Here is a 26,246-nt window from a genome sequence, read left to right as displayed (position 1 = left end):
TTGCCGTGAAACTCGTTCTTCGTTTCCTCGTACCATTCCTGTGCATCTTAGGCCTTACCGCGTGCGGTGTGCAGGGAAGCTATACCGATCAGCTGCCGGATCCCGCCGATCTCTCGGACCCCAGGTCCTTTGAAGGCGTCAGTGACGTCAAGGACTTTGACGATATCGAGCCGGTTACTGATAAGGCAGAGCCGGCGCTTCCGGTGGAGCTTACCGATGCCGATGGTAATGACGTCACCGTCACCGATGCCTCCCGCATCCTGGCTTTGGATATCTATGGCACCTATACCAAGACCCTTAGCGGCTTGGGGCTTGCGGATAATATCGTCGGCCGCACAGTTTCTTCTACCGAGCCTAACCTGGCGGATCTCCCGGTGGTGACCGAAGGCGGCCACAATATCAACGTGGAGGCGGTGCTGGAGCTGCAGCCGACGCTCGTCATTGCAGACCATTCCATTGGCCCGCGCGATGCCATCGAGCAAATCCGCGCGGCGGGTGTCACCACCGTGGTGATGGAACCTGAGCGCACGATCGATTCGGTGGGCGAGGACATCACCACACTTGGCGATGCCCTCGGCCTGCCCGACGAAGCACGCGAGCTGGCGGATCGTTCCACCAAGGAAATCGACGAGGCAAAGGAAGCCATCAAGGAGTTGGTTCCCGATGATCCGATGCGCATGGCGTTCCTTTACGCACGCGGAAACGGTGGCGTCTTCTTCATCATGGGTGATGGTACCGGTGCGCAAGATCTGATTGAAGGCATCGGCGGTGTGGATCTGGCTGCAGAAAACAACCTTTCCCATGCAGAACCCGCTAATGCTGAGGCGCTGGCGCGCATTAATCCAGAGGTGATCATCATGATGACCAATGGCCTGGAATCCACCGGTGGAATTGACGGCTTGCTGGAGCGGCCCGGCGTTGCTCAAACCACCGCCGGCCAAAAGAAGCGCATCGTGACCATCCCGGACGGCCAGTCGTTGGCATTTGGCCCCATGACTGGGCAAACGCTGGTGAAGCTAGCAAAGGCTGTGTATGACCCAGACAATGAGTAAGGGCACGGACACCTTCGCGCGCCGACGCACGCAGCGCACTTGGGTATTCGTACTGCTGGGGATCCTCACCGTTGTCGCGGCGCTCATCTCCGTCGTGCTGGGGCAATACTATGTACCGCTGTCTGATCTCTTTCCCATTTTGGCAGCTGGCCACGGGGAGGATTCCTTGACCGCAAGCGTGGTATGGGACATCCGCCTACCGCGTTTGGTCTTGGGGCTTGTGGTGGGCGCGGCCTTGGGCGTTGCCGGCACGCTGATGCAGGCGGTATTTGCCAACCCCTTGGCAGAGCCCTCCATTATCGGCGTTACCTCCGGTGCGGGCGTTGGTGCGGCCGTAGTCATCGTCTTTAATATCGAGTTCTTCGGCACCTTTACCGTTCCCGCTGCAGCCTTCCTTACCGCGCTGCTGGTTACCTTCATTATCTATCAGCTTGCGCGCCACAACGGAAGGGTTGCCGTGGTGCACCTGATTCTCACCGGCATCGCCATCAATGCGGTATGCAACGCCATGATCTCTTTCATGGTGTACCTAGCGCCGACCGCCAACCGCGAAGCGATCATCTTCTGGCAGATGGGCTCCCTCAACGGCTCACAGTGGAAACACGTCTGGGCGGTACTGCCCATCGTGGTGGTTGGCCTCGCAGTGGCCTTGCGCCTGGGCAAGCAGTTGGACGTCCTCGCGCTCGGCGAGTGCGCCGCCGCACATACCGGCGTGAACGTGCCGCGGCTGCGCATCGTGGCGATTGTGGCATCGGCAGTGCTGACCGCCGCGGCCGTTTCCTTCGCCGGCCTCATTGGCTTTGTGGGACTTATCGTTCCCCACCTGCTGCGCAGCATCGTCGGACCAGAAAACCGCATCCTGTTGCCGGCTTCCGCCCTTGGCGGTGCTGTGCTCATTGGTTTCGCCGACGTGGCAGCGCGCACGATGATTCCCTTTGCGGATCTTCCCATCGGCATTTTCACCGCGCTGGTGGGTGGGCCAACGTTCTTCATCTTGCTGCGCCGCATGATGCGCAAAGGAGTGCACTGATGATAAACGTCAAAGACTTAACTGTTCGCGTGGGGGAGCACACCCTCGTGGACCAAGTGTCCTTTACCGCCCACGCGGGCGAAGTTACCGGGCTCATCGGTCCTAACGGCGCCGGCAAATCTACGGTACTTGCCGCTGTCGCCGGAGACATCGATTATTCCGGCGAGATTACCGTGGGTGGGTTATCGCCCAAGGCTCCACCGCGGGAGCTCGCACGCACGCGTGCGGTGATGCTCCAAGACGTCTCGGTGTCCTTCGAATTCCTCGTCCGTGATGTCGTTGCGATGGGGCGCCGCCCGTGGGAAGGAACTGCCTACGCAGACCTTGATGATGACTTTATTGACTCAGCCCTCGATACCGCCGGCGTCGCGCACCTAGCGGGCCGAGACATCAGCACGCTGTCTGGTGGTGAGCGCGCCCGCGCGGCCTTCGCACGGGTGCTTGCCCAAAATACCCCGGTGATCTTGCTGGATGAGCCAACGGCCGCGCTGGATATCCGGCACCAAGAACAACTGTTGGGCTCAGTAAAAGCCCTTGCCCGCGAGGCAGGCGTCGCCGTCCTCGTGGTGCTGCATGACCTCAATGCGGCAGCAGCATATTGCGATCATCTCGTATGCCTGTCGTGCGGGGGATTAGCAGCCCAAGGGCGCGTAGATGAGGTCTTTACCAGTCCCACATTGTCTCAAGTGTATGGCTGGCCGATATCCGTCGAGGGGCTGCGGGTACATCCGCAGCGTGCTACGCCCACCATCAACCCACTCTTCTCACACAAATTGGAGGATTTCCATGTTTAAGAAAGTAGTGGTCACCGCTCTCGCGGCGACCGCACTCACCGTGCCGCACGCTTCTGCGGAAGAAACTTGCACCATCGAATCTGGTTCCTTGAACTGGGGAATTAAGCACTCGTGGCGTTCCTACCTCAAAAGCGGCTTTGCTGCTGGTGATTGGTCCACTAGTGGCCCAGTGACGCAAACCGGTGATCCTAAGGGGAAGGATTTCTCTTTCGGCTTCGAGGTCGATCCTGAAACCTCTACGGTAACGGTAGACGAGGAGGGCAATGTGGTGTCGTCCAATATCGAGAGTAAAGACTCCTCGATCACGTTTACCGGTCACCACGGCGCTCTACATTCCACGGTTGTGGCACCTTTCATCAAGACCTCCGGTAATGAAGCCCAGCTCGGTTCCGGCTACGAGGTCTATCACGTAGAGGGTAAGAATATGCTTCAATACACCGAGGACGATCACATCGACGCCAATAAGCGCACCGGGGATGGGATCTTTGGCCACGGCACGGCGCAATGGACCAAGGAGGGCGATACGCTCACCCTTTCCGCCAGCGATGTGCGGTACAAGGAGCAGCAGGGAACAAAAGATGGAAAAATCGAGGGCGTAGACCAACTTTTCATGGGCATGTATAGCTCGGAGAACAAGCCTGAGCTTGATGATGCCCACCTAACCCTCAAGGTTTCCCCTGGTTGTGGCCAGAAGAAGGAAGAAACGCCGCAGGATCAGGAAAAGCCGCAGAACGAGCCTGCTCCCAAGCCGCCGGTAGCTTCGCCGGAAAAGGAAGAGAAGCCACAGGGTCAGCCACCAGCGACCTCGCAGACCCCGGCACCGCCGAAGGATCCGGAGACTCCAAAGACCCCTGAGACTTCGGAGTCTAAGAATCCGGGAACTGATAATCCAGAGAAGGACACTCCCTCCGGTTCTAGCTTTGCCAAGGTGTGGAACTACATCTTGGGCGTGGCAACCATTGGCAGCATGTTTGCCATTCTTGGGCAGGCCTTTATAAAGTCGGGCGCCCTTGAGAGCGTGCGTGCTCTTCTCCATCGGTAACAGGTGGTCAGCTAAGCGCGTCGTGACGGCAGCCGCATCCTAATGACGCGCGCACCGCAGGCGGAGGGGTAGGGAGTTAGTTCTTTTGGTTGATTTCTCCCCACAGGCCTTGTAAATAAGGATTGCCTAACCTTAAATTTAATTTTAGACATTAGGTAAGCATTACTTTGGAGGAAGTCAGTGACTGTGACGCTTAAGAAACCATTATCCGCCGCATTGCGCGAGGAGACCGCCCATGCTCACGAGAACGCGGAGGGTTCGGCGTTTATGCAGCGACTTATGTCAGGTCGGCTGAGCGCTGAGGCCGCCGCCGATTTAAGCGGCCAGCTGTGGTTTGTCTATGAGTCTCTGGAGCGTGCAGTCCGCAGCGTGGCGCATACTCCAATCGCCGGTGCGGTGGCCGATCCACGCCTTGAGCGGCGCTTCGCTCTGGAAGCGGATTTGGCGGCGCTCGTCGGTAGTGACTGGCGTGAAAAGATTCGGATCCTGCCGGCCACCGCATCCTACGTTTCCCGCTTAGAAGGGGTATCCGGCAGTGCGGTAGAAGTGGTGGCTCATCACTATGTCCGGTATCTCGGTGATGTCTCTGGCGGCCAGGTGATTGCCGCGCGCCTCGGCACGCTTTATGACATCGAACCGGATGCACTGAACTTTTATGACTTCAGTGCCATCGGCAAGATTCCGCCGTACCGCAAGGGCTACCGCGAACGCCTGGACGGTCTCATGCTGACTGCGGAACAGCGTGAGGCATTGCTCTCAGAGGCGCAGCGCGCATTCGCTTTCAACTCAGGGATCTTCGCCGAGCTCGATAAGCGCCACTGATTTACTTTTTCTAATTTTCCAATTAAGGTAAGGCTCGCCTAATATTTCAGGCAAAGTTTCACCACTGCTCTCAAGAGGAGAAATTCATGAAAACAACTTCCGTCATCGCCGTTGGAGCGGTTGCACTCGGCGCCGTCACCGCACCGGTAGCCTCTGCCGATGAGGCTCCAGCCGATGTCCCCGCCGTGGAATCCGGCCAATTGAACTGGCCCATCAAGGAATCCTTCATTCACCACGTGGACACCAACCCGCTTGCCAAAGGCATAATCAATACCACCGAAGGCGCGGAGAAGGTAGGAAAGGACTTCACCTTCCCGGTCGATGCGGCCCACACCACGCTGGATGCTGAGGGAAACGGCACTATTGGCACTCAGGGATCCGTGCAGATTCAAGGCTATCCAGGCTTCGGCCCTAATGGTTCCTACGGCGTCGATCTCACGTTTTCGGATATCAAGGTAGAAGTAGAAGGCCAAAACGCCACCATTACTGCGGATTATAAACTTACGGGCGCCTCCGGCCCGCTTAAGAACAAACCGGTTGAATTGTCTGGCGATGACGCCGCAATCTCTACCTTCACGCTTACTGAGCCCTTGGTGCCGGAAACCGGCAAGTCCTACGCCACAACTGATGCCCCCACCTCGTTGACCCAGACGGGCTCCGACATTTTCTTGGGCAAGTACCCAGTGGGGCAGCCGCTTGACGATGCCAACTCGGATCTCACCGTGGCATTCGACGGTGCCTCCGAAAACGCTAAACCATCTGACCAGGTAACCCCAGAAAAGAAGCCTTCGGGCGACAACGCTGCAGCCGATGGCTCTTCTTTCCACGGTTCTTCCTTCGGCACACTAGGCGAGACCGTCGCTGCTGTTATCGAGCGGGTAAAGAAAATTAGCGCCTTCTTCTCTGACCTCGTTCTTCCTGGCCTGAGCTTGTCAAAGTACGTTTAAACAGCGAGCGCTCTCTCGCGGCTGCATTGTCTACGCCGCTCCGCCGTGGCCACCCGATCTAGTCCTTGACTGCATCGAATGGACACGGTTCTTTTTGGCCCGCCGCCTTGGCATCGTCTGTGAATACGGGCTGCCCGGCGGCTAAGTAATAGGGAATAAGGGGCACGGCAACTACACTAGGGCGAAGTTAAATCCGTCCGACTACGCGAATGCGAAGGTACATTTCCCGTGGCTAAACTCCTCTACCGGCTCGGGCGCTGGTCTTTCCTTAATAAATGGAAGGTCATCGTCACCTGGGTGGTCCTACTTGCCGCCGCCGGCGGCGCTACCGCCTTGTTGATGAAACCGATGACGAGCGAGTTCGCTATCAAAGGCACCCCGTCCATCGATGCCACCTACAAAACGATGGATCTCTTCCCGGAAGGCGGCAATCCCGCCAACTCCCCATCGGTGAACTTGGTCTTCCAGGCCCCGGAGGGCCAAAAGCTCTCAGATCCCGCCAATGAAAAGGCCATCAAGGCGGTCATCACCCACCTCGAGGATAACCTGGAGATGGGCGATACCATGCGTTTTGGCAACCCCCTTGAGGTCTCGCCGCGGCTGCAGGATGAGGTCATCCACCAGTTCACGGAGATGGGGCTGCCGGAATCGTCCGCGCATGCCGATGCCGATAACCTCGCCATGGTCAACGAAGACAAGACCATTGCCTATACCACCTTCAACTTCGATGCCGAATCGCCCTATAGCGTGGACCAAGCCGATAAAGACATCGTGACGGAAGCGATGGACATCGGCAGGCAGCAGGGGCTTACCGTCGAGGCCGGCGGCGCCGGGTTTGGCGATGAGATTCGGGTTAACTCCACTTCCGAGATTATTGGCCTGGGCGTGGCCTTCCTCGTCCTCATTTTTACCTTCGGCTCCCTGGTCGCTTCTGGAATGCCGTTAATTTCGGCCGTCATCGGAGTCGGTCTGGGCGCATGCGGCATGCTGATTACCACGCACTGGATAGAGCTCAACAACATGACGCCGGTGCTGGCCATCATGATTGGCCTGGCGGTGGGCATCGACTATGCGCTATTTATCCTGTCCCGCTACCGCGCCGAGCGGGCCCGCATGTCCGCCCCAGAGGCCGCAGGTATGGCAGCAGGAACGGCGGGCTCGTCCGTGGTTTTCGCCGGAACCACCGTCTTTACCGCGCTCTTTGCCCTGCTCATTGCGCGCATCGAATTCCTCACCGCCATGGGGCTTTCCGCCGCAGCAACCGTAGCCATCGCCGTCCTCGTCTCCCTCACGCTCATCCCCGCGATGCTCGGGCTTTTGGGTGACAAGGCGTTTAGCGGCCGCATCCCCGGCGTGGCTGGCAACCCTTCCCGCAAGGGAAAGGTGCGCCGCGGGCCTACCATGGGCCATCGCTGGGTACGGCTGGTGCAAAAGGTGCCCGGCTTGGCGATGGCCCTCGTCGTCCTCGCCCTCGGCGCCATGACCGCCCCGGTGCTCCACATGGAGTTGGCGCTGCCTGCCGATACCACCTCGAATCCCAATACCACCCAGCGCAAGGCCGCCGACCTGATGGCCGAGGGCTTCGGCCCCGGCGTCAATGGGCCGTTCCTCGCGGTTGTCGATGCCCACACCATCAACGCCGATTCCGCCGCACTCGCCCCATTGGTGGCTGCCCAAGGCGGAGATGGCGAACCCGAAGAAGGCGCCGGCGAGCCGCCCGCCGATAACCCGGAGGATCATGCGCCCGATAACGCGCCTGAGCCCGCGCCCAACGGGGCGCCCGATCAGCCATCGGACCAGCCAGCTGACCAGCCCGGCGATCACCCCGCTGACCAACCCGGCGAGCAACCGGCGGAGCCGGATATCGCCCCCGTCGCAGAGGTCGAGGACAAGGAAGACGCCGCCGCGCCGACCAGCGCCGAAGACAAGGCAGCGCTGGCGTCCTTCCTCTACACCGCGGATCAATTGAAGACGCTCGGCGGGGTAAAACACGCGCAGATCGTTTCGCTCAGCGAGGACCAGCGCTCGGCACAAATCATGGTGACTCCGGAAACCTCGCCAACGGAAGCCGCAACCATTAACGTCGCGCACGCGCTGCGCTCTGCCACCAAGGAGATCGAAGGCACCACCGGCACCGAGATCGGCCTGACGGGCTTGACCGCCGTGCAGCTGGACATTACCGAGCGCCTGCGCGGTGCGATGGCGCCGTACTTGAGCATCGTTGTGGGGCTGGCAATCGTGCTGCTGCTCGTCGTCTTCCGATCCCTCCTGGTGCCGCTGGTTGCGGGCCTGGGCTTCCTGCTTTCGGTTGGCGGCGCCTTCGGCCTGACGGTGCTGGTATGGCAAGACGGCCTGTGGGGCCTCGTCCCAGGCCCCGGCCCGCTGCTATCGTTCATGCCGATCTTCCTCATCGGCGTGACCTTCGGCTTGGCCATGGACTACCAGGTCTTCCTGGTCACCCGCATGCGCGAGCACATCGCGCGGCACCCGAAGGGCACGTCGGGGCCCTATAGCGCTGTCGATGAGGCCACCATCACCGGCTTTACCCAGGGCGCGCGCGTGGTGACGGCCGCGGCCATCATCATGATTTCGGTCTTCGTGGCCTTTATCAATCAGCCGCTGCCGTTCATCCAGATCTTCGGCTTTGCCTTGGCGGCGGGCGTGCTTTTCGATGCCTTCTTTGTCCGCATGACCCTCGTCCCCGCCTCCATGTTCCTCATGGGCCGCGCTACGTGGTGGATGCCCAAGTGGCTGGATAAGATCCTGCCCACCGTAGACATCGAAGGCACCGCGCTTGAGGAAGAATGGGAAGCACAACACGCGGATGACGGCCAGAAGACCAGGGAAGAAGAGGAAGAAAAGGAATGAAGGACTTAAGTTTCGACATCGATAAGCGCCTGCCCGAAGGCCCCGGCAAGCATGGTCGCAGTGGTGTTATCCACACCCCGCACGGCGATATCGCCACCCCGGCGTTTATCCCGGTGGCGACCAAGGCCACGGTAAAGACCCTGACGCCGGAGCAGATTCGCGCCACCGGAACGCAGGCCATTTTGTCCAATGCCTATCATCTCTACCTGCAGCCGGGCCACGACATCGTGGACGAGGCCGGCGGCGTGGCGAAATTTGAGAACTGGCACGGGCCGACCTACACCGATTCCGGCGGATTCCAGGTGATGTCTTTGGGCGTGGGCTTTAAAAAGGTCATCGCCATGGACTTGGCGGATCTCACCGAAAAGGATATTCGGGCCGCGAAAAGGGAGCGCATGGCCAAGGTGGATGAGGAAGGCGTGGACTTCCGCTCGATTATCGATGGCTCCAAGCACCGCTTTACGCCCGAAAAGTCCATGCAGATTCAGCACGGGCTGGGCGCAGACATCATGTTTGCCTTCGACGAGCTGACCACGCTCATTGATTCGCGCACCTACCAGGAAGAATCCGTCGCCCGCACCCACCGGTGGGCGCAGCGCTGCCTGGAAGAACACGACCGGCTTACCCGCGAGCGCTACCACCGCCCGAAGCAATCGCTGTGGGGCGTGGTGCAGGGCGCGCAATACGAGGACCTGCGCCGCCAGGCCACCCGCGGCCTCTTGGACCTGGACCGCGCCGCGCGGGAGAAGGGCCAGCGCGGTTTCGGCGGCTTCGGCATCGGCGGCGCGCTGGAAAAGCAGAACCTCGGCACCATCGTGGGCTGGGTCTGCGATGAACTACCGGACGATAAACCGCGCCACCTGCTCGGCATCTCCGAACCCGATGACATCTTCACCGCGGTCGAGGCCGGCGCCGATACCTTCGATTGCGTCGCGCCGACCCGCCTGGCTCGCCGCGGTGGCGTCTACACGCTCGATGGCCGCCTCAACCTCACCAATGCGCGGTTCAAGCGGGATTTCAAGGGCATCGACGAGGAATTCGGCGGCTACGTCACGGAGAACTACTCGCGAGCCTACCTGCACCACCTGCTCAAGGCGAAGGAATTTTTGGCCGGCACGCTGTGCACCATCCACAACGTGGAATTCATGGTGCGGTTAGTGGACAATATCCGCGCAGCGATCAACGGCGGCTACTACGAGGACTACCGCGATGAGTTCCTGGGCCGCTACTACGCGGCGTCGAAGGCGCGGTAATCTTCGCGCTTTTTCACCAGCTTGATAACCGCGGAGGTAATGGGCAAGAGGACGACCTCAATCAGCGTCTTCCATACAAAGCCCACCACCACGTAGTTGATGAATCCGCTCGTGGTGTCGATGCCGATGACGGGCGCGGCGATGGCGCAAAACAGCAAGGTATCACCAAACTCACCCACCACGGTGGAGGCGATCAGCCGGGAGAAAAGGCCCTTTTCACCGCTACGCTTCTTCATCGCGGTCAGCGTCCACGCGTTGAGCAGCTGGCCCACCAGGTAACCGGCCAGGGAGGCCAAAACGATGCGCGGCACCAGGCCCAGCGTGGCGGCGAAGGCCTCCTGGCCCTCATAGAAATCCGCCGCGGGCAGCCAGATGGCGATGTAGAAACACACGACGGCGAGCAGGGCCATCGCAAAGCCGATGTAGATGGCGCGCCGGGTGGACTTGAAGCCGTAGCACTCGGACAAAACGTCGCCGACGATATAGGCCAGCGGGAAGAGGAAGAAGGCGCCGTCGGTCACGAGCGGCCCGAGCTGGACGCCCTTGGTGGCGTTGATATTAGAAATCAAAAACGTCACGACGAAGATCGTGACGAGCCAGGGATAGAGAGTGGAATGAACGGGGATAAAGCGCACTTGAGAGGAGGGGGATTTTTCCATGCCCACTATTGTGCCAAACCGTATGCTGGGAATATGAATTCCGCGACCACCGGGGCGGGCCGCTACGCCCCGAGCCCTTCCGGCGACCTGCACTTTGGCAACCTGCGCACGGCGCTTCTCGCGTGGCTCTACGCGCGCTCGACGGGGCGCAGGTTTGTGGTGCGGGTGGAGGACATCGATAAGCAGCGCTCTTCCCGCGCGGCCGCCGAGCGCCAGCTCGCGGACCTTGCGGCCCTGGGGCTGGAGTGGGATGGCGAGGTCATCTACCAGCAGGATCGCGATGCCGCCTATGCCGCGGCGCTCCAGAAGCTGCCGGTCTACGAGTGCTACTGCTCGCGCAAGGATATCCGCGAAGCCTCCCGCGCCCCGCACGCCATCCCCGGCCAGTACCCGGGCACCTGCCGTGCGCTATCCGATGCCCAACGTGCCACCAAACGCGCCCAGCTCGCCGCCGATAACCGCCAGCCGGCGCTGCGCCTGCGCGCCGATGTCTCCAGCTTCACTATCCACGACGCACTGCACGGCGATTACACCGGTGATGTCGATGATTTCATCCTGCGCCGCGGCGGGCAGGACGGTGGCTGGGCCTATAACCTGGCGGTGGTCGTTGATGATGCCTACCAGGGCATCGACCAGGTGGTCCGCGGCGACGATCTCTTATCCTCCGCCCCGCGCCAGGCCTACCTGGCCTCCTTATTGGGGATTGCACCGCCGAGCTACGTGCACGTGCCGCTGGTCCTGAATACCGCGGGCAAGCGCCTAGCCAAGCGCGATGGCGCGGTGACGATGCGGGAGATGGGGGAGCAGAGGGGCATCGTCAAGCAGCTGGCGCAGTCTTTGGGCTATGAGGCGGAGACCGCCGCCGAGCTCCTTGCGCAATTCCGGCCGGAGGAATTGAGCCGCGAGCCGTATATTTGGCGGCCGTAATATTATCGAGCCCATGGAAGTTTTATTGGTTCTCATCGGGCTCATGCTGCTGACCGTCTTCGTTGTTGCGATCGGCGATAGGGTCGGGCTGCCCTGGCCCGCGCTGCTGACGATTATTACCGCCTGCGCCGTTTTCGTGCCGGGGCTGCCGCAATTCGACATCCCCACCGAGCTCATCCTTCCCATCTTCTTGCCGCCGCTGCTGTGGGCGCTGGCGCGGCGCACGTCCTGGGGCGTGATTCGCGGGCAGTGGGTGACCATCCTGAGCCTGTCCGTGCTCCTCGTTGTCGCCACGACCCTCGCCGTGGGCGCGACCGCCTACGCCTTCCTGCCGGGAATTAGCATCGCCGCCGCCATCCTCATCGGCGCGGCCATCGCCCCGCCGGACCCCGTGGCCGTGGATGCGGTGGCCGAGCCCGCCGGCATCCCGCGCCGTATCATCACCACCTTACAAACGGAGGGGCTGTTTAATGATGCCGCCTCCATCGTCGCCTTCCACCTCGCGCTCGCCGCCGTGACCCAGGGCGGCGATATCTCCTTTGGTAGCGGCGTGCTGAGCTTCCTTTATTCTTCCGTTGTCGCGCTTGCCATTGGTTGGCTCATCGGGCGGCTGACGGCGCTGTTTATTACCCGCGTCCACGATGTGGTCGCGCGCAACGCCCTGACCTGGGTGGTGCCTTTCGCCACCTTCCTCGTGGCCGAAGAGCTGGAGGCCTCCGGTGTTATCGCCGTGGTCATCGCCGCCGTCGAGCTCAACTCGCGCGCCGATATCCAAGCCGAGGACCGGCTTTCCGGCCAGTCATTCTGGGAGACCATGGAGTTGCTGTTTACCGGCGTCGCGTTCGGGCTTATCGGGCTGACGGTTAATACGGCCATCGCGGAGGTCGGCTCGGATTTGTGGCACTCCGTCATGGTTGGTGTGATCCTCTCGCTGGTGGCCTTCGTGGTGCGTTTTGTGTGGATGTTCTTCTACTACCGCCTCAACGTCTCGCGCGGGCGCCCGCACGTTGCTCCGCTGCGGATGCAGGAGGTATTGCTGATGACCTGGTCCGGCATGCGCGGCCTGGTGACCTTGGCGCTGGTTCTATCCATTCCTACCGGCGTCTTCGCCTTCCACCACGAGCTGGCCGTTATCGCCCTGACCGTCCTGCTGGTCACCATGGTGCTGCCCGGCCTGCTGCTGCCGTGGCTGATGAGGCAGCTCGATCTCACCGAGGCCTCGCAGGCCGCCAACGATAAGATGCGCGCCGCGGTGGTCTCGCGGGCGCGCGCCGCCAGCATCGATGCGCTATCGCAATTCCGGCCCGAGGACGATGCCACCGGCGAGGCCGAAACGGTCGATCCGGAAATCTCCGCTAACGTCATCCAGTGGTTCGAGGACCGCTTGGGCGATGGCGAGAATCCCGCCGAGAACAACGACGAGCGCAAGCAGCGCGCCGAGGAGGCCCGCCGCGTCGCGCTGGAGGCCCGCCGCACCGCGCTCAACGCCGCCCAGAGCGAGCTCCTAGCCCTGCGCAAGGATCGGGCCTTCAATCCGGCCATCGTGGATGAGATACTGGAAGAGATCGACCGCATGGTCATCGGCACTAAGCACCGGGAGATTTAGCCCATGGATCCACAACACTATGCCGAGCTCGAGGACGCGATGGACTACCTCTACGATTTCCTCGACGCGGACTTGGCGGACCGCGTGCGCGCCGAGCGCGAGTTCGTTCCGGCGGGCCTAGAAAGCTTGCTTGCCGATGACTCCCTCGACGACTACGTCTGGCTCTGGATCAAGGATTCCGGGCCGAATGGCTTCCGGCAGTACCTGCGCGATGGCGGTTATTCCGAGGCCGAGGTGCGCCAGACCTTTGCCTGGGCGCGCAGCGAGTGGGGCATGAATACCCCACCGCATATCGCGTGGCTCAAAGAGGACGGCTACGAGCCACCGCGCATCGACTAGGCGAGGCGGTACGGCCCCGCCTTGCGCACCGCCGCATCGATGACCTCCGGATCCACCGTGACGGACTCGGAGTGCTTGATGACGACATCCGCAGTGGCCTCCCCGGTCATCTCGAAGGTGGCTTGGCCCATTCCCGTATCGGCAAAGATGCCGTAGAGCTTTTGCAGGCACTTGCGCACGTCGTTGTCGTTGCGGACGCCTTCGATGGCGATGCGGGTTTCGGTGACGGAAGATTTATCAGTCATAGAAACAGATTCTAATCCTTCGGTGCTAGATGCGGCCGTTGAAGGCCTGGAGCGCGGAATCCTCGCGGGTGCCGCCGCGGCCATCGCCGTAGTCGGCGTAATCACCAATCCAGGCAATCCGCGATACCCACTTCACGGCCTTATACCCGTGGTTCGACTCCACGCGGGCGCGCACTGGGGCGCCCAAGTGCAGATCGATGTCCTGGTCATTGCGAGAGATTGCCAAGATCGACTGATCCTCCATGGCGGTCTCGATATCGAAGGCCGCGTAGAAAGGCTCGCGCGGGCGGTTATCGTACATCTTTTGCGCCAAGCCATAGGACTCGATGAGCACGTAGTTGGCGCCTTCGGGGCGGGGGCAGAGTAGCTCGAGGACATCGGCAAGCTTGGGCCCTCCCCACTTGGAGGTCGCCGACCACCCCTGCATGCAGGTATGCGTGGCGATGTAGGACGTCTGCGGCAGCTCCCGCAACTGCTCAAGGGTGACGGTCTTTTCGGTGCCGTTGACATCATCGGCCACGGTAATGGCGTAGTTCTCCCAGCCATTGCGCTTGTACTCGGTCCACTCCGGGGACTCCTTTTCCGTCGGCGGCAGGCCGTTGGTCCAGTGGAAGGAGGAAATGGGCATCGGCGAGTCTTTGGTCTCCTTGGGCTTGCGCGGGTGGAAGTGGTTCAGCGAAAGCTTGCGGCCGATTTCGGTGAACGAGACCAAGAAATTATGCGCCCGGGCGCGGTCCGCCAAGGTCCAGTAGGACAGGGCAATCCAGAAGATGATGACCGCCACGATGGTGATGACCACGGTGGTAAAGGCCTGCATGTAGCGCTCGGTGGAAACGTCGCCGAAGACGATGTGGACCATGTTGTGCTCGCGGTGCACGAAGAAGACCAGCACCACGTGGACCAGGATGAACGCGGACATTAAGACCATGCCGATAAAGTGCAGCGACCGCGCGCCCTGGTGCCCGCCCAACATCTTCACGAACCACGGGAAGCGCACGCGGATGGCCGGCGACATGCCCAGACCGGTCACCATCATGAAGGGCGCGACGATGAAGATGACGAAGGCGTAGGCAAGCTGCTGGAGGGCATCGTAGGGCGTGAAGTGCTCGATGCCGGGGGCGCTGAGGCTGATATAGACCTTGAAGGTATCCCAGGCCTCCGGGATGATGTCCCAGGACGTGGGGATGAGGCGCTGCCACAGGCCAGTGGCAAAGAGCAGCACGACATATACCAGGCCATTGAGGACCCACAGCATGACCGAAAGGCCGTGCCAGTGGCGGCCCAGGCCCACGTTTTCGCGGCCCGGCAGCGTCACGACCGGTGACCACGAAAGCTCGTCCATCAAAGAGGTATATACGCCCTCTTCCTTCGGCAGCTTGCGCTTGGTAAAACGCAGCCATTCGGTGCCTGGGGCGCAGTCATTGCGCCACCACAGGCGCGGCATGGAAGAAAGCATTTCCAGCCCGGAGCGCAAGAGCATGCCGATGAGTACAAAGTTGATGAGGTGTGTCGCGCGAAGCCACAAAGGAAAATCGGGGTTTTCGCCGAGAGCCAAGACATAGTCCATGGGGGAGGGTCCTAGTGAGATAGTTTATGGGGAAAGGGGGCTATCTCTATTTTGACGGGTTTTCACGGATTAAACAAGCAGGCTGTAGATATGCGGAAATCCCGACCCTTTCGAGCCGGGATTTCCAGTGGCGGAGGATGTGGGATTTGAACCCACGAGGGGCGTGAACCCCGCACGCGTTCCAGGCGTGTGACATAGGCCGCTAGTCGAATCCTCCGAGAAGAAACATTAGCAGCCGTGGCAATTAGAATGCCAATCGCCTGGTCAGCGGCAATTTCTGGGCAATTATTGGGGTTTGGTGGGGCAGGGACCGGCGGTTGCTCTACCGCCGCCGCTTGCCGATGCCCCCGTAGCCTTCCGTCTCGCCCCGAGAGACGCGTATTTGGCTAATGTGGCCCGCGGGCGTTAAAATTAAGGGCAGGATTCCGCGTGGCGTCCATCCTCTGAACTCCCCCAGGGCAGGAATGCAGCAAGGGTCAGGAGGCTCTGACGGGTGCGCGGGGTCCCTTTTTTGTGCAGGGTGCGTTAGTATTGGTGGCTAAACGTCGCACCACACTATGGAAGGTAAGACATACTAATGTCGCTTCTCACTCTGGAATCGTCCGCTTTGGCAGAACTTGCCGTGAAAGTCCGCGAAGAATATGCGGGACTGAAGGCAAAGGGCCTCAAGCTGGATTTGACCCGTGGCAAGCCTTCGAAGGCGCAGCTCGATCTCTCCAATGCGCTGTTGTCGCTGCCGGGTGAGGGAAACTATACCGATGCTGAAGGTGCTGACCTGCGCAACTACGGCAACCTGAGGGGCGTCAAGAAGCTGCGCGAGCTGTGGGGCGAGTTAATCAATATTGACCCAGAGCTCCTGCTGGCAGGCGATAGCTCCTCGCTCAACATCATGTTCGACCTGATTTCTTGGTCCTATACCTTTGGCACCAATGATTCGCCGCGCCCGTGGAGCGAGGAAGAAACCGTCAAGTGGATCTGCCCCGTGCCCGGCTATGACCGTCACTTCGCCATCACGGAGCTCTTCGGCTTCGAGATGGTGACGGTGCCGATGGAAGACGACGGCCCGGATGTCGAGGCCATCGCTAAGCTCGCCCAGGACCCGCAGGTCAAGGGCATGTGGATCATCCCCATGTTTTCCAACCCCACCGGCGTACTCATCTCGGAGGAAAAGACCCGCCGCCTGGCGGAAATGGACACCGCGGCGCCCGATTTCCGCATCGTGTGGGATAACGCCTATGCAGTACACACGCTGACAGACGAGTTTCCGGAAGTCTTGCCGGTGCTGGACATCGCCAAGCAGGGCGGGCACCCCAACCGCTTCTGGGCCATGTCCTCGAGTTCCAAGGTCACCTTCGCGGGTTCCGGCGTGAGCTTTTTCGGCTCCTCGGCAGAGAACCTCGACTGGTACCTGGAGCACGCGGGCATCCGCGGCATCGGGCCCAACAAGATCAACCAGTTCGCCCACGCTGAGTTCCTCGGCTCCGCAGACGGCGTGCGCGAGCTGATGCGCCGCCACGCCGAGCTGCTAGCGCCGAAGTTTGCCGCCGCGCGTCGCATCTTGGACGAGCGCCTGGGCGAGTACGGCGTGGCGGAATGGACCGACCCAGAGGGCGGCTACTTCATCTCCATGGACGTCGTCGACGGCACCGCCACCCGCGTGTGGGAGCTGGCCAAGGACGCCGGCATCGTGCTCACCAAGGCGGGCGCGGCCTACCCGCACGGCCGCGATGAGAATGACCGCAATATCCGCCTTGCGGTGTCGCTACCGCCGCAGGAGGAAATCGAGGAAGCCATCGACGGCGTTGCCACCTGCGTGCTCCTGGCGGCCATCGAAAAGGCGGAGGGCTAAAATCAACGCCGATGAATCCGCCGTGTGGCTCAGCGAGGTCATCCCGGCCCCGCTGGAGTTCCGGTACGTCGACGGGCGCAGGCTGGGTTTAGCCACGCTTGCCGATGCCCAATCCCTCGCCCTCACCACCACCTTCAACGCCGTCGATACCGGCCTGCGCAGCGATGCCGAAGGCTTGGATGTGCGCTGCGAATTGGTCACGGTGGCGCGCGTGGGCCAGCCCGAAGTCGCCGCCGCCGTGGGAGCCGCGGCCGCGAAGCTGGAGAAGGCGGGCGGCCTCTTGCCCGCGCAGCCCGGCGTCTTGCTGCCGTCGCTTCTTGATCTGCCCGGCGAGCAGACCGTGCACCACGGGCTGCTCATCGCCCCGTACCTTTGGGGCGGGCAGACGCCGCAGTACCGTGAGGATGACCGCCTGACGCTCGTGCTGCAGCTGGTCATGCTGACGGATGCGGAATATGCGTTTGGGGTGGAAGAGGGCGTCGGCAAGCTGCAAGAGGCTGTGGCCGAGCAGGGCATTGACCTGCTGGACTGGTCGCGCGAGGGTTAGCCGGTAAACTGGCTAACCGTGGCTTTATACCGGAAATACCGTCCAGCAACGTTTGCCGAGGTCGTGGGGCAAGAGCAGGTCACCACGCCGCTATCTGCCGCCCTCGACGCGGGGCGCATCAACCACGCCTACCTCTTTTCCGGCCCGCGCGGCTGCGGTAAGACGTCTTCGGCGCGGATTATGGCCCGGTCGCTCAACTGCGAGCACGGGCCCACCTCGACGCCGTGCGGCAAGTGCGATTCGTGCGTGTCGCTCGCGCCCGGCGGCCCGGGCAACCTGGATGTGACGGAGCTTGACGCCGCCTCGCACAATGGTGTGGAGGACATGCGCGAGCTGCGCGACCGCGCCTACTATGCGCCGGCGGAATCGCGCTATCGCATTTTCATCATCGACGAGGCGCACATGATTTCCCCGTCCGGCGCCAATGCGTTGCTCAAGGTGGTTGAGGAGCCGCCGGAGCACGTGATTTTCATCTTTGCGACGACGGAGCCGGAAAAGATCATCGGCACCATTCGCTCCCGGACGCACCACTATCCCTTCCGCCTGCTTACTCCGCCCGCGATGAAGGGGCTGCTGCAAAGGACCGTGGCTTCCGAGGGCGTGCAGGTCGAAGACGCCGTCTATCCCATGGTTATCGAGGCAGGCGGCGGTTCCCCGCGCGATACCTTGTCGCTGCTGGACCAGCTTTTGGCCGGTGCGGGTCCCGATGGCCTGACCTATGGCCTCGCGCGCCCGCTGCTGGGCGTTACGGACGTCACGCTTCTCGATGACACCATCGCCACCCTCGCCGAAAACGACAAGGCCGGCCTCTTCGCACAGATCGACAACGTCATCGAGGCCGGCCACGACCCGCGCCGCTTTGCGGTGGATCTGCTCGACCGCTTGCGCGACCTGATGATCCTGCAGGCCGTGCCGGGTGCCATCGACGCCGGCCTGGTTTCCGCGCCCACCGACCGCGCCGAAGTGCTCACCGCCCAAGCGCAGCGTTTTTCCGGACCGCAGCTGACCTATCTTGCCTCCACAGTCAATGACCGCATCAGCGATCTGACCGGGGCCACCTCGCCGCGCCTGCTGCTCGAAATCATGTGCGCGCACCTGCTCATCGGTTCCTCGTCCGGTGCGGCGCCGGGTGCAGCTCTGGGCGCCGCGAGCCAGCCGGGGCAGTTGCCTCAGGCCGCCCAACCCAGCGGCGCACCGCAATCCGCACAGTCTGGCCAGCACAACCAGGCTGGCCAAGGGGCGCAGTCGGCGCAGGCAGAGCAGCCAGGACAAGCGGGCCAGGCGGCACCCTCTGCGGGAAAAGGCCCAGCCTTTTCGGGTGCCCAAGACCCGCAGTCGGCAGCGGCGGCCATCATCGCGCGGCGCCGCGCAAAGTCCCAGGCCCAGCAAAACCAGGCCGCCACGGGCCCTACTGGCTCAGAGGCGCCTAGACAACAACGGAATCAAGCGGCCGCGGGCACCGAGGCACAGGGGACGCAATCGGCATCACCATTGTCTCGGCCTGAGCAACCGGAGACAACTGCGCAGCAATCGCGTGGCGAGCATGAGGGTTCAGCGCAGTCGGCACAGGCAGCCCAGCCAGCGCAACATGAACAGCCGGCACAAACGGAGCCGGCAGGAGCTGAGAACAAGGAACGATCCGCGTCGCAGCCTGCGCAACCGAGCGCGGAATATGCGCAGCCGGGGCAGCAGCAACAGGCTGGGCGGCCTGACCAGGTAGGGAAGCCAGAAAGAGCTGATTGGTCTGGGCAGCCTGAGCAGCAGTCCACGGATTCGCAGTCTAGCGATGTGCCTGAAAAGGACGCTTCGGCTACCGCGGCAGTCGGCGAGGTAGAAACTGACGATGGCGCGGATCCATGGGGCCAGGAGCGTCAGGTTCCGCAAAATATGCCAGCCCGCGGCAACGGCCAGGCGGAACCGCTGGAGAAGCCGGTGCCGGCGGCGCCTGCGCAGGGGGCATCGGCAAGCGGCGATGACTTCGTGGATGCGGTGAAGAGGAAATGGGTGGAGCTGAGGGGGAGCGTCGGCAAGCGTAATAAGGTTGCCGAAATCATGCTTGCCGAAGCCCGCGTGCTCGGATTCCGCGATAATACGCTGACGCTGGGGCATACCACCGGTGCGCTGGCAGAACGCATCAATGCGCCGGCGAATAATTCCGTCATCGTGGACGTGCTGCGGGAGGAATTCCAGCGCGATATTCAGGTCAACTGCGTGGTGGGCACGGACCCTAAGAGCGCAGGGTTCGATGCGCCGCGGGCCCCGCAGGCCAAACCCGAATGGAACCCCAACGCGCCCGAGCGGGAGCCAAGCGACGACAAGGAGGCGGAGAGTAAGCCCGGGTGGCGCTCGCGCATTGCCAAGGCAAGCGAGGTGGCGAAGCAACGCGATGAAGAATTCGCGCGCACGCCGCAATTTAGCAACGGGGTGCCGCTGCCGCCCGAGCCGGAGGGCCCCGCGGACGAGCCGCCGCCGGAAGAACCGCCGGCCTATACGCGCGATGACGAAGAACGCGACATGGTCGAAGCCGCGCAGTCCGCAGGCGAAATGGACCATCGCAGCGCCACCGAGATAGCGATAGAGCTCGTGGAAAAGGAACTAGGCGCACGCCGTGTATAGGACTGTGGCACGGTAGACTCGGGCGGTAGCAAAGCTACAGTGGATTTATTGAGAAAGGACGAAAACTATGGCTGAACAAGATTCCACCCCACAACCAAACGACATGAACGACCTCATCGCGCAGGCAGCGCAGGTGCAGGCCGAGCTGCAAAAGGCGCAGGAAGAAATCCTGGCCACCAACGTTGAGGGGAGCGCGGGCAATGGCCTGGTTAAGGTAACCATGACCGGCGGCGCCGAGCTAGTAGACCTGCAGATTGATAAGTCCGTGGTTGATCCTGAGGACATCGATACGCTGCAGGACCTGGTGATGGGCGCGTTTAAGGATGCCCACGCCGCTGCGGGTAAGTTGGCACAGGAAAAGATTGGTCCCCTCTCGCAGGGCATGGGCGGCCAGGGTGGACCGTCGATGGATGACATGTTCGGCGGCTTCTAGCTGCGCGATATTCTAAAAGGCCGTTGCCCCGGTGGTGGGGCCGCGGCCTTGACGTAATTTTGGGAGTTGTGGTGTTTGAAGGACCTCTGCAGGACCTCATTGATGAGTTTTCGCGCCTGCCGGGCATCGGCCCGAAGTCGGCGCAGCGTATCGCGTTTCATGTGTTGCACATGGAACCGGAGGATATCGAGCGCCTGCAAAATGCCTTAGGCGGGGTGCGCGACGGCGTAACTTTCTGCCGCATTTGTTGCAATATTTCGCGCGAGGACGTCTGCCGGATTTGCATCAATTCGCAGCGCGACGCCTCCACCATTTGCGTCGTAGAGGAGCCGAAGGACATCCAGGTAATCGAGCGCACGGGTGAATACGAGGGCCGCTACCACGTCCTCGGCGGTGCGCTGGACCCGCTGGCCAATGTTGGGCCGAAGGATTTGAATATTTCCACGCTCCTCCAGCGCCTGGGCGGGGTGCTGCCGGATAGGGAGTTGGCGGATTCCACGCCAGAGGCCCCGCTTTACGACGACACCCCCACCATCCGCGAAGTCATCCTCGCCACCGACCCGAATACGGAGGGTGAAGCCACCGCGGCATACCTGGTGCGGTTATTGCGGGACTTTCCCGATTTAAAGATCACCAGATTGGCCTCCGGCATGCCGCTCGGAGGCGATTTGGAGTTCGTGGACGAGCTGACCTTGTCCCGTGCGCTTTCGGGACGCTTGACCATTTAGAAGTCCGCGGTGCCGTTCGGGATTAGGCCGAGCTGCTCAGTTTCTTGGGGTTTAGGGTACTGCGGCGGTTGGCCCGCGTGGCGCGCGGCCAGTAAAGACTGGGGGAGGCGCATTCGGCTCAGGCGGCGAGGCAGAGTGCGGCGGTGACGCTGAATTCGGCGGGGCGGCTGGTCGGTTCGCGTGGCGCGGATGCGGCGGCAGCCAGGCGATGCGCCCGTTGATGCGCGCCATCCGCCCGCGCCCCGGAAGGCCGTTGATGGAATTGTGGTACGGGCACAGCAGACACATATTCGCCGGGTGGGTGTGGCCACCGCGGGCGTATTCGAAGATGTGGTGGGCTTGGCATTCGGCGGCGGGGCGCCTGCAAGCGGGCCAAGCGCAGCGCGCGCCTTCGGCCTCAAGCATGCGGCGCTGCTTGGCGGAGGCGTGGCGGGCACGGTAGAGGTTGACGGGGCCTTCCTCGGGGTGGATGAGGGTGAAAAGCCCGGCTCCGGCGAGCGTACGGCGGAGGAGATCGGCACCGGTGATGGTGGCGCCGTTGGTCATGGCGAGGAGAACTTCCGAGCCCTCGCCGCGCAGGATTTTCAGGTAATCCGGCAGCTCGATGATGACATTGGTGGTCACGCTGGCCGGCGCGACCGCGCGGGAACCGGTGAGCCAGGCGAGGGGACTATCCTTCGCGGTGGCCCAAATATCGGCCATTTCAGCGGCGGGACCGGTAAAGCTCAGGGTGGTTTTCTCGCCGTGCAGGATGCGGCGCCCGCCGTCTTCGCGCTCGGGCGGCGGGGCGATGTCGCGCAGCAGGCGCGTGGCGGCGCGGGACACTTCGGCGGTGGTCCCGGCGGTAGCGCACAGGGTTTCGCGGAAGCGCCAGCGCTCGGTGGGATTCTTCACCCGCCGGGAGCGGCGCGCGATGAGCGCGAGCGTGTCCAGGCTGTGCTCGTTGCGCCGTGCGGCGGCTAGGGCGCGGCGTTGATAGCGCGAGTGGCTGGTGGGCGCGAGGAAGGCCTCGGCAGTGCGGCGCAGCTCGCGCGCTTGGTCCGCAGGCAGGGGCAGGTCAGCGGCAGCGTAGGCCTCTTCAATCAGGTCTACGCCGCGCTTGGCGATGTCCCCCAGCTGCTCCAATAATGTCATGCCCCGCAGCCTAGGGTCGGAGCCTAGGAGCTACAAGGCGGCCGCGCCCGGCCTGTGGATAACTCGGCTCTTTTTGGTTGTGAGGGGCGCGAATTGGGGAAGTTATCCACAGGTTTAGCGCTGGGAGCGCGGTGGCTCGGCGGCGTTGAAGCGCTCGGTGCGCAGGCGGTCGACCGCGGGGATATCCAGCGGATCGAGATCCGCGAGCGAGACGCCCATGGCTTGGGCGAGGAGCAGATCCGCGAGCTGCGGGTTTCGGGCCAAGGCGGGGCCATGCATATAGGTGGCGATGACGCTGCCCTGCACGGCGCCTTCGTAGGTGCGCTGGGTGGAGCCATCGGCAAGGTCTGCGGTGGCGGCTTGGTCGGCGTTGCCATTGCCGCGGGTGAGGGTTCCCAGCGGGCGGGCGGACGGGCCGAGGATGGTCGCGCCCAAGTGATTTTCGAAGCCGGTGAGCGGCTCGGTGAGATCTGCGGTCACGCCGGCGCCGGTAGGGGTGGAAGACACCTCGCCGATGGCGCGGTCTTGCATGCCGGCGGTGGTGGCATCGATAAGCCCGACGCCGTCGATAATCCGGCCGGAGGCGCGGAAGGACTCGCCGAGGACCTGCAGGCCAGCGCAAATGGCCAAGATGGGGCGGCCGACCGTGGCGGCGCGGGTTAGCCCGCCATCGGCAATGAGGTGCTCCGCGGCAAGAATCTGCGCGGTGTCTTCTCCGCCGCCGATGGTATAAATATCCAGCGTCTCGGGCACTGGTTCGCCTAGCCGGATGGGGTGAATCTCGGCGTCGAGGCCGCGCATGCGGGCGCGTTGGCGCAGCACGAGGGCGTTGCCGTCATCGCCGTAGGTACCGAGGACATCGGGAAGCACTAGGCCGATATTAAGCATTATTAGCCTCCTTGGACAGGGCCTTTTTCAGATCGCGGAAGGCGGTGTAATTGGCAAGGACCTCGATGCGGCCCTCGGGGCAGGCGGCGAGCGCATCCATGGGGTCCGGGATTAGCCCGTGGGTGATATCCGCGTACACGAGGCGGACGGCCAGGTCGGTGCCGCGCTCGCCGGCGGCCTTGACGCTGAGGCCGTTAAAGCCCTCGAATTTCACGTCCCAGAGCCAGGACATGTCGATGCCATCGGCAACCTGCCCGTTCGTGGCGATGACCAGCCCATCGGCGCTGCGGTCCACCATGGACAGGGCCTCTTGCCAGCCGGCGGGGTTCTTGGCCAGCAGCAGGCGAATCTCGCGGCCCTTCCAGTGGATGGTGGAATACCGGCCGGCGACGTCATCGATGCTTTCGGCCGCGGCAATAGCGCGATCCAAGTCCACGCCAAAGCCCTCGACGGCCGCAGCGATGGCTTGCGCGGCGTTACCGCGATTGGCGCGGCCCGGCAACGCCAGGTTCAGCGGGCGCTTTGCGGTGGGGGTGATGACGCCATGCTTGTCGATGCCCCACGTTGGCTGCGGGCGGCGGAACTCGCGGCCATCGGCAAGCGGCTTTACCGCATACCAGTCATCCTCGGTGCGCACGACGTGGCCGCCGGTGCGCGGGCAGGTGACGGAATCGCCGAGCCAGCCCGCGCCGGCAGAAACCCAAATGACGTTCTTGGCATCATAGGCCACCGATGTCATGAGCACGTCATCGCAATTGGCGATGACCAGCATGTCCGGGTGGGCCTCCACGGCGCCGCGGAGGGCGCGCTCGATTTTGTTGATCTCGCCGACGCGGTCGAGCTGATCGCGGGTGAGGTTGAGTAGCACAAGCGCCTGCGGGTTGAGGTTATCGGCGACGTGCGGCACGTGCAGCTCGTCAACCTCGAGGACGAGGCGCGAGGCGTCCTTGCCCGCCATGAGCGCGGAGATGATGCCGGCGTCCATGTTGTCGCCGCCGTCGTTGGTGGCGACGTGGTGCTCGGCGCGGACCGCGGCGGCGAGCATGCGGGTGGTGGTGGACTTGCCGTTGGTGCCGGTGACCAGCACGGCCGGGCGCCCGCCGCCCAAGTCGCTCATGATGGAGGGGTCAATGGCATTGGCGATAAGGCCGCCGATCATTCCGCCGGCGCCCCGGCCGGTGGCGCGGGAAGCGGTAGTGGCCAGCTTCGCGGCGGATGTCGCGGCGGTGGTGCGCAACTTCTTCAAGGCACCCGGGACTGAAAAACTCATGCCCTCTAGGGTAGCCGGGGAAGTGGGTTAGGCGTTGTTCTTGGGTGCCGAGCCGCCAGAATTTCGCCGCCCCCGGCCGCGCCCGCCGCGCCTGCGCCGCCGTTTCTGGCTCTTGCTCTGGTTATTTCCGCCGCTCTTTTGCGGGGGCTGGCGCCGCGCAGTGGTGGTGGGGTCTTCGATGCGGGTGAGGGCATCGAGAAACGCGGCATCAGACATCAGCGGGATGCCCTTGCGTTGGGCGTGCATGGCTTTGCCCACGAGATCCGTGGTGACATTGCACACGACAAGCGATGCCTCGCGGGTGAGCTTTTCCGAATAGTTCAACTCCTCGCGCATGAGGGCGGAGATAATCTTATCTGGGTCCTCTAGGATTTCGGGGGCCACGACGATTTCCATGCCGCGGCGCAGCTCCTTGCCGGGCTCGTATTTGCCGGGGTTGTGGTGCTGCACGGGGGCCTCGGCGGCATCGACGCGCACATGCGAGCGCTGCAGACCAAAGCGGTCGGCGCGGACATCGTCTGGGGCATAGCTGCGCACCGGGCCGCGCTGTTGGTGCTGGTAGAGCTGGATGAGCAGCTCCGTCTCCTCGCGCGAGGTCTCCTGCTCCGGGCGGCGGGCGCGTTCCACTGTTGCCTTTGGATCGGCATCCAGGCCATTCTGCTTAGCGACGCCCCTCAGCCGCACATCATTCGACCGCACCCCCTGCGCATATGAGGTGGCCAAGGTATCGATGATGCGCACGGGCGCGGGCATGTGGCCCACCTTTTGGCGGCGACGCTTGCCCTTATTGCGCCCGCGGTTGCGCGCGCGGTTTTGGCGGGCGGCGGTCATCATGGCGCGGCGGGCCTCGGCGACGATAAAGCCCCAGGTATAGGGGATATCGTGGACGACGAGGGTGCGGCCATCGATAAGCTTATCCAGCGACTTGAGGACTCTGCTAAAGGCCGGTGCCTGCTCGATATCCGCGACGGTTAGTCCGTGGAGGTGGTGTGGTCCGGCATCGATATCCGGCTTGAGCACGGCGTGGAAGCGCTGGCCAATATCGCCGGCATTATCAAAGGCCACCGCATCGATAGTGACGATGCGGCCGGTCGAGGGGTGGATGCCCGTGGTCTGCAGGGTGAGGGCCACGTAAGGGTGCTTGGTGACGGTCTCGGCTTTTTCCGGCTGCTTTTGCGGCGCGCTGTCCGCGGTGGATGCGGATGCCTCGGATGCTGTGGTGCTTGGAGCAGTCGAAACGGCGGGGCCGGTTGGAGTTTTTGGCTTCGCCGGCCCGCCGGAGGGGCGGACGGCGCGGCGCGGCCGAGACCGGCGCGGGCCTGGTTTGGCCGTGCCTGGGTTGCTGGGGGTACTGGCGCTGGATTCGCTTTGGGAATTGGGGCCCGGCTTGCGCTGTTGTGCTGCAGCCTGAGGCTCCGGTTGCGCGGCAGATTCGGCTGCGGAGTGTGGGGACGCCTGGGCGTGGGTCCTAGCCGCATGCTGGGACGCCATAGTCGCCGGCGAGGGAGCTTGCGGCGACCGTGGGGAGGGGCCAGGTGTGTTATTCATCAACCTTAGTCTAGTATCCCGGAATTCCTGTGGCGGGACAGGGCGCGCCGTGCCTTTTCGGTGCCTAATCCGGTTTAGTGGA

At 62.8% G+C, this 26,246-nt stretch carries 23 protein-coding genes, 1 tRNA gene and 1 other RNA gene; 17 read left to right on the top strand and 8 right to left on the bottom strand.

What is annotated here, in order from left to right:
• The first annotated feature begins 5 nt into the window (after positions 1-5).
• The 8 genes from ABRP84_RS09260 (at position 6) to tgt (ending at position 9,808) form a co-directional block, all read left to right on the top strand.
• Positions 6-1,052 (top strand): heme/hemin ABC transporter substrate-binding protein, encoded by a 1,047-nt coding sequence (locus ABRP84_RS09260; protein ID WP_023024969.1) that lies wholly within the window; start codon positions 6-8, stop codon positions 1,050-1,052.
• Positions 1,033-2,082: a FecCD family ABC transporter permease gene (locus tag ABRP84_RS09255; protein ID WP_349853482.1), complete on the top strand. Its 1,050-nt coding sequence runs from the start codon at positions 1,033-1,035 to the stop codon at positions 2,080-2,082. Before ABRP84_RS09260 ends, ABRP84_RS09255 begins: the two co-directional genes overlap by 20 nt.
• The gene (locus ABRP84_RS09250) at positions 2,082-2,876 is read left to right on the top strand and encodes a heme ABC transporter ATP-binding protein (RefSeq protein WP_349853480.1); all 795 of its coding nucleotides are present in this window, start codon (positions 2,082-2,084) and stop codon (positions 2,874-2,876) included. The genes ABRP84_RS09255 and ABRP84_RS09250 overlap by 1 nt, the downstream gene beginning before the upstream one ends.
• Positions 2,869-3,918 (top strand): HtaA domain-containing protein, encoded by a 1,050-nt coding sequence (locus ABRP84_RS09245; protein WP_349853478.1) that lies wholly within the window; start codon positions 2,869-2,871, stop codon positions 3,916-3,918. Before ABRP84_RS09250 ends, ABRP84_RS09245 begins: the two co-directional genes overlap by 8 nt.
• 180 nt (positions 3,919-4,098) lie before the next feature.
• A complete protein-coding gene (locus ABRP84_RS09240; protein WP_349853476.1) occupies positions 4,099-4,740 on the top strand; it encodes a biliverdin-producing heme oxygenase in 642 nt (213 codons plus the stop codon).
• An 86-nt stretch (positions 4,741-4,826) separates the two neighbouring features.
• Positions 4,827-5,687, top strand: a complete 861-nt coding sequence (locus ABRP84_RS09235) for an HtaA domain-containing protein (RefSeq protein ID WP_349853474.1) — start codon at positions 4,827-4,829, stop codon at positions 5,685-5,687.
• A gap of 228 nt (positions 5,688-5,915) precedes the next feature.
• Positions 5,916-8,555: an MMPL family transporter gene (locus ABRP84_RS09230; RefSeq protein WP_349853472.1), complete on the top strand. Its 2,640-nt coding sequence runs from the start codon at positions 5,916-5,918 to the stop codon at positions 8,553-8,555.
• On the top strand, positions 8,552-9,808 hold the full coding sequence (tgt, locus tag ABRP84_RS09225; RefSeq protein WP_349853471.1) for a tRNA guanosine(34) transglycosylase Tgt: 1,257 nt from the start codon (positions 8,552-8,554) through the stop codon (positions 9,806-9,808). The genes ABRP84_RS09230 and tgt overlap by 4 nt, the downstream gene beginning before the upstream one ends.
• Here tgt and ABRP84_RS09220 read toward each other — a convergent pair.
• On the bottom strand, positions 9,784-10,467 hold the full coding sequence (locus ABRP84_RS09220; RefSeq protein WP_284629951.1) for a queuosine precursor transporter: 684 nt from the start codon (positions 10,465-10,467) through the stop codon (positions 9,784-9,786). The two genes, tgt and ABRP84_RS09220, sit on opposite strands and share 25 nt — an antisense overlap.
• Before the next feature lie 33 nt (positions 10,468-10,500).
• Here ABRP84_RS09220 and gluQRS point away from each other — a divergent pair, with 33 nt between their 5' ends.
• From gluQRS to ABRP84_RS09205, 3 genes are read left to right on the top strand one after another with little or no spacing between them, the layout of a single operon-like run.
• A complete protein-coding gene (gluQRS, locus tag ABRP84_RS09215) occupies positions 10,501-11,394 on the top strand; it encodes a tRNA glutamyl-Q(34) synthetase GluQRS (protein ID WP_349853470.1) in 894 nt (297 codons plus the stop codon).
• Positions 11,395-11,407: 13 nt separating this feature from the next.
• Positions 11,408-13,000, top strand: a complete 1,593-nt coding sequence (locus tag ABRP84_RS09210) for a cation:proton antiporter (protein ID WP_349853469.1) — start codon at positions 11,408-11,410, stop codon at positions 12,998-13,000.
• Between the two features lie 3 nt (positions 13,001-13,003).
• A complete protein-coding gene (locus ABRP84_RS09205; protein WP_005280789.1) occupies positions 13,004-13,339 on the top strand; it encodes a hypothetical protein in 336 nt (111 codons plus the stop codon).
• Here the strand turns inward: ABRP84_RS09205 and ABRP84_RS09200 are convergent.
• The 3 genes from ABRP84_RS09200 to ABRP84_RS09190 all read right to left on the bottom strand — a co-directional run bounded on the left by ABRP84_RS09200 (position 13,336) and on the right by ABRP84_RS09190 (position 15,368).
• Complete coding sequence (locus ABRP84_RS09200) at positions 13,336-13,584, bottom strand: hypothetical protein (protein WP_005276443.1); 249 nt, start codon at positions 13,582-13,584, stop codon at positions 13,336-13,338. The genes ABRP84_RS09205 and ABRP84_RS09200 overlap by 4 nt on opposite strands.
• 25 nt (positions 13,585-13,609) lie before the next feature.
• Positions 13,610-15,151: a molybdopterin-dependent oxidoreductase gene (locus ABRP84_RS09195; RefSeq protein ID WP_349853467.1), complete on the bottom strand. Its 1,542-nt coding sequence runs from the start codon at positions 15,149-15,151 to the stop codon at positions 13,610-13,612.
• A 128-nt stretch (positions 15,152-15,279) separates the two neighbouring features.
• Positions 15,280-15,368, bottom strand: a tRNA-Ser gene (locus tag ABRP84_RS09190).
• 199 nt (positions 15,369-15,567) lie between these two features.
• Here ABRP84_RS09190 and ffs point away from each other — a divergent pair.
• The 6 genes from ffs to ABRP84_RS09160 all read left to right on the top strand — a co-directional run bounded on the left by ffs (position 15,568) and on the right by ABRP84_RS09160 (position 21,324).
• Positions 15,568-15,664, top strand: an RNA gene (ffs, locus tag ABRP84_RS09185) — signal recognition particle sRNA small type.
• Positions 15,665-15,728: 64 nt separating this feature from the next.
• Positions 15,729-17,000, top strand: coding sequence for an aspartate aminotransferase type Ic (locus ABRP84_RS09180; protein ID WP_349853465.1), 1,272 nt, complete (start codon positions 15,729-15,731; stop codon positions 16,998-17,000).
• A gap of 22 nt (positions 17,001-17,022) precedes the next feature.
• Positions 17,023-17,547, top strand: coding sequence for a hypothetical protein (locus ABRP84_RS09175; RefSeq protein WP_349853463.1), 525 nt, complete (start codon positions 17,023-17,025; stop codon positions 17,545-17,547).
• Between the two features lie 18 nt (positions 17,548-17,565).
• The gene (locus tag ABRP84_RS09170) at positions 17,566-20,163 is read left to right on the top strand and encodes a DNA polymerase III subunit gamma and tau (RefSeq protein ID WP_349853461.1); all 2,598 of its coding nucleotides are present in this window, start codon (positions 17,566-17,568) and stop codon (positions 20,161-20,163) included.
• A 67-nt stretch (positions 20,164-20,230) separates the two neighbouring features.
• Positions 20,231-20,596, top strand: coding sequence for a YbaB/EbfC family nucleoid-associated protein (locus ABRP84_RS09165; RefSeq protein WP_023024999.1), 366 nt, complete (start codon positions 20,231-20,233; stop codon positions 20,594-20,596).
• 71 nt (positions 20,597-20,667) lie between these two features.
• Entirely contained in the window at positions 20,668-21,324 is a 657-nt protein-coding gene (locus ABRP84_RS09160; protein WP_023029977.1) for a recombination mediator RecR, read from the top strand.
• 51 nt (positions 21,325-21,375) lie between these two features.
• Here the strand turns inward: ABRP84_RS09160 and ABRP84_RS09155 are convergent, their stop codons facing one another.
• The 4 genes from ABRP84_RS09155 to ABRP84_RS09140 all read right to left on the bottom strand — a co-directional run bounded on the left by ABRP84_RS09155 (position 21,376) and on the right by ABRP84_RS09140 (position 25,747).
• Positions 21,376-22,458, bottom strand: coding sequence for an HNH endonuclease signature motif containing protein (locus tag ABRP84_RS09155; RefSeq protein WP_349853459.1), 1,083 nt, complete (start codon positions 22,456-22,458; stop codon positions 21,376-21,378).
• 114 nt (positions 22,459-22,572) lie between these two features.
• Entirely contained in the window at positions 22,573-23,346 is a 774-nt protein-coding gene (locus ABRP84_RS09150) for a type 1 glutamine amidotransferase (protein WP_349853458.1), read from the bottom strand.
• A complete protein-coding gene (locus ABRP84_RS09145; protein WP_349853456.1) occupies positions 23,339-24,616 on the bottom strand; it encodes a Mur ligase family protein in 1,278 nt (425 codons plus the stop codon). The genes ABRP84_RS09150 and ABRP84_RS09145 overlap by 8 nt, the downstream gene beginning before the upstream one ends.
• 27 nt (positions 24,617-24,643) lie before the next feature.
• Positions 24,644-25,747, bottom strand: a complete 1,104-nt coding sequence (locus ABRP84_RS09140) for an exonuclease domain-containing protein (protein ID WP_502879799.1) — start codon at positions 25,745-25,747, stop codon at positions 24,644-24,646.
• Positions 25,748-26,246 lie beyond the last annotated feature (499 nt).

This window comes from Corynebacterium sp. KPL2861, from assembly GCF_040225475.1.
Classification (GTDB): Bacteria; Actinomycetota; Actinomycetes; order Mycobacteriales; family Mycobacteriaceae; genus Corynebacterium.
Note: the sequence above shows the minus strand (reverse complement) of the source record. Positions and strands in the feature narration are given on the sequence as shown.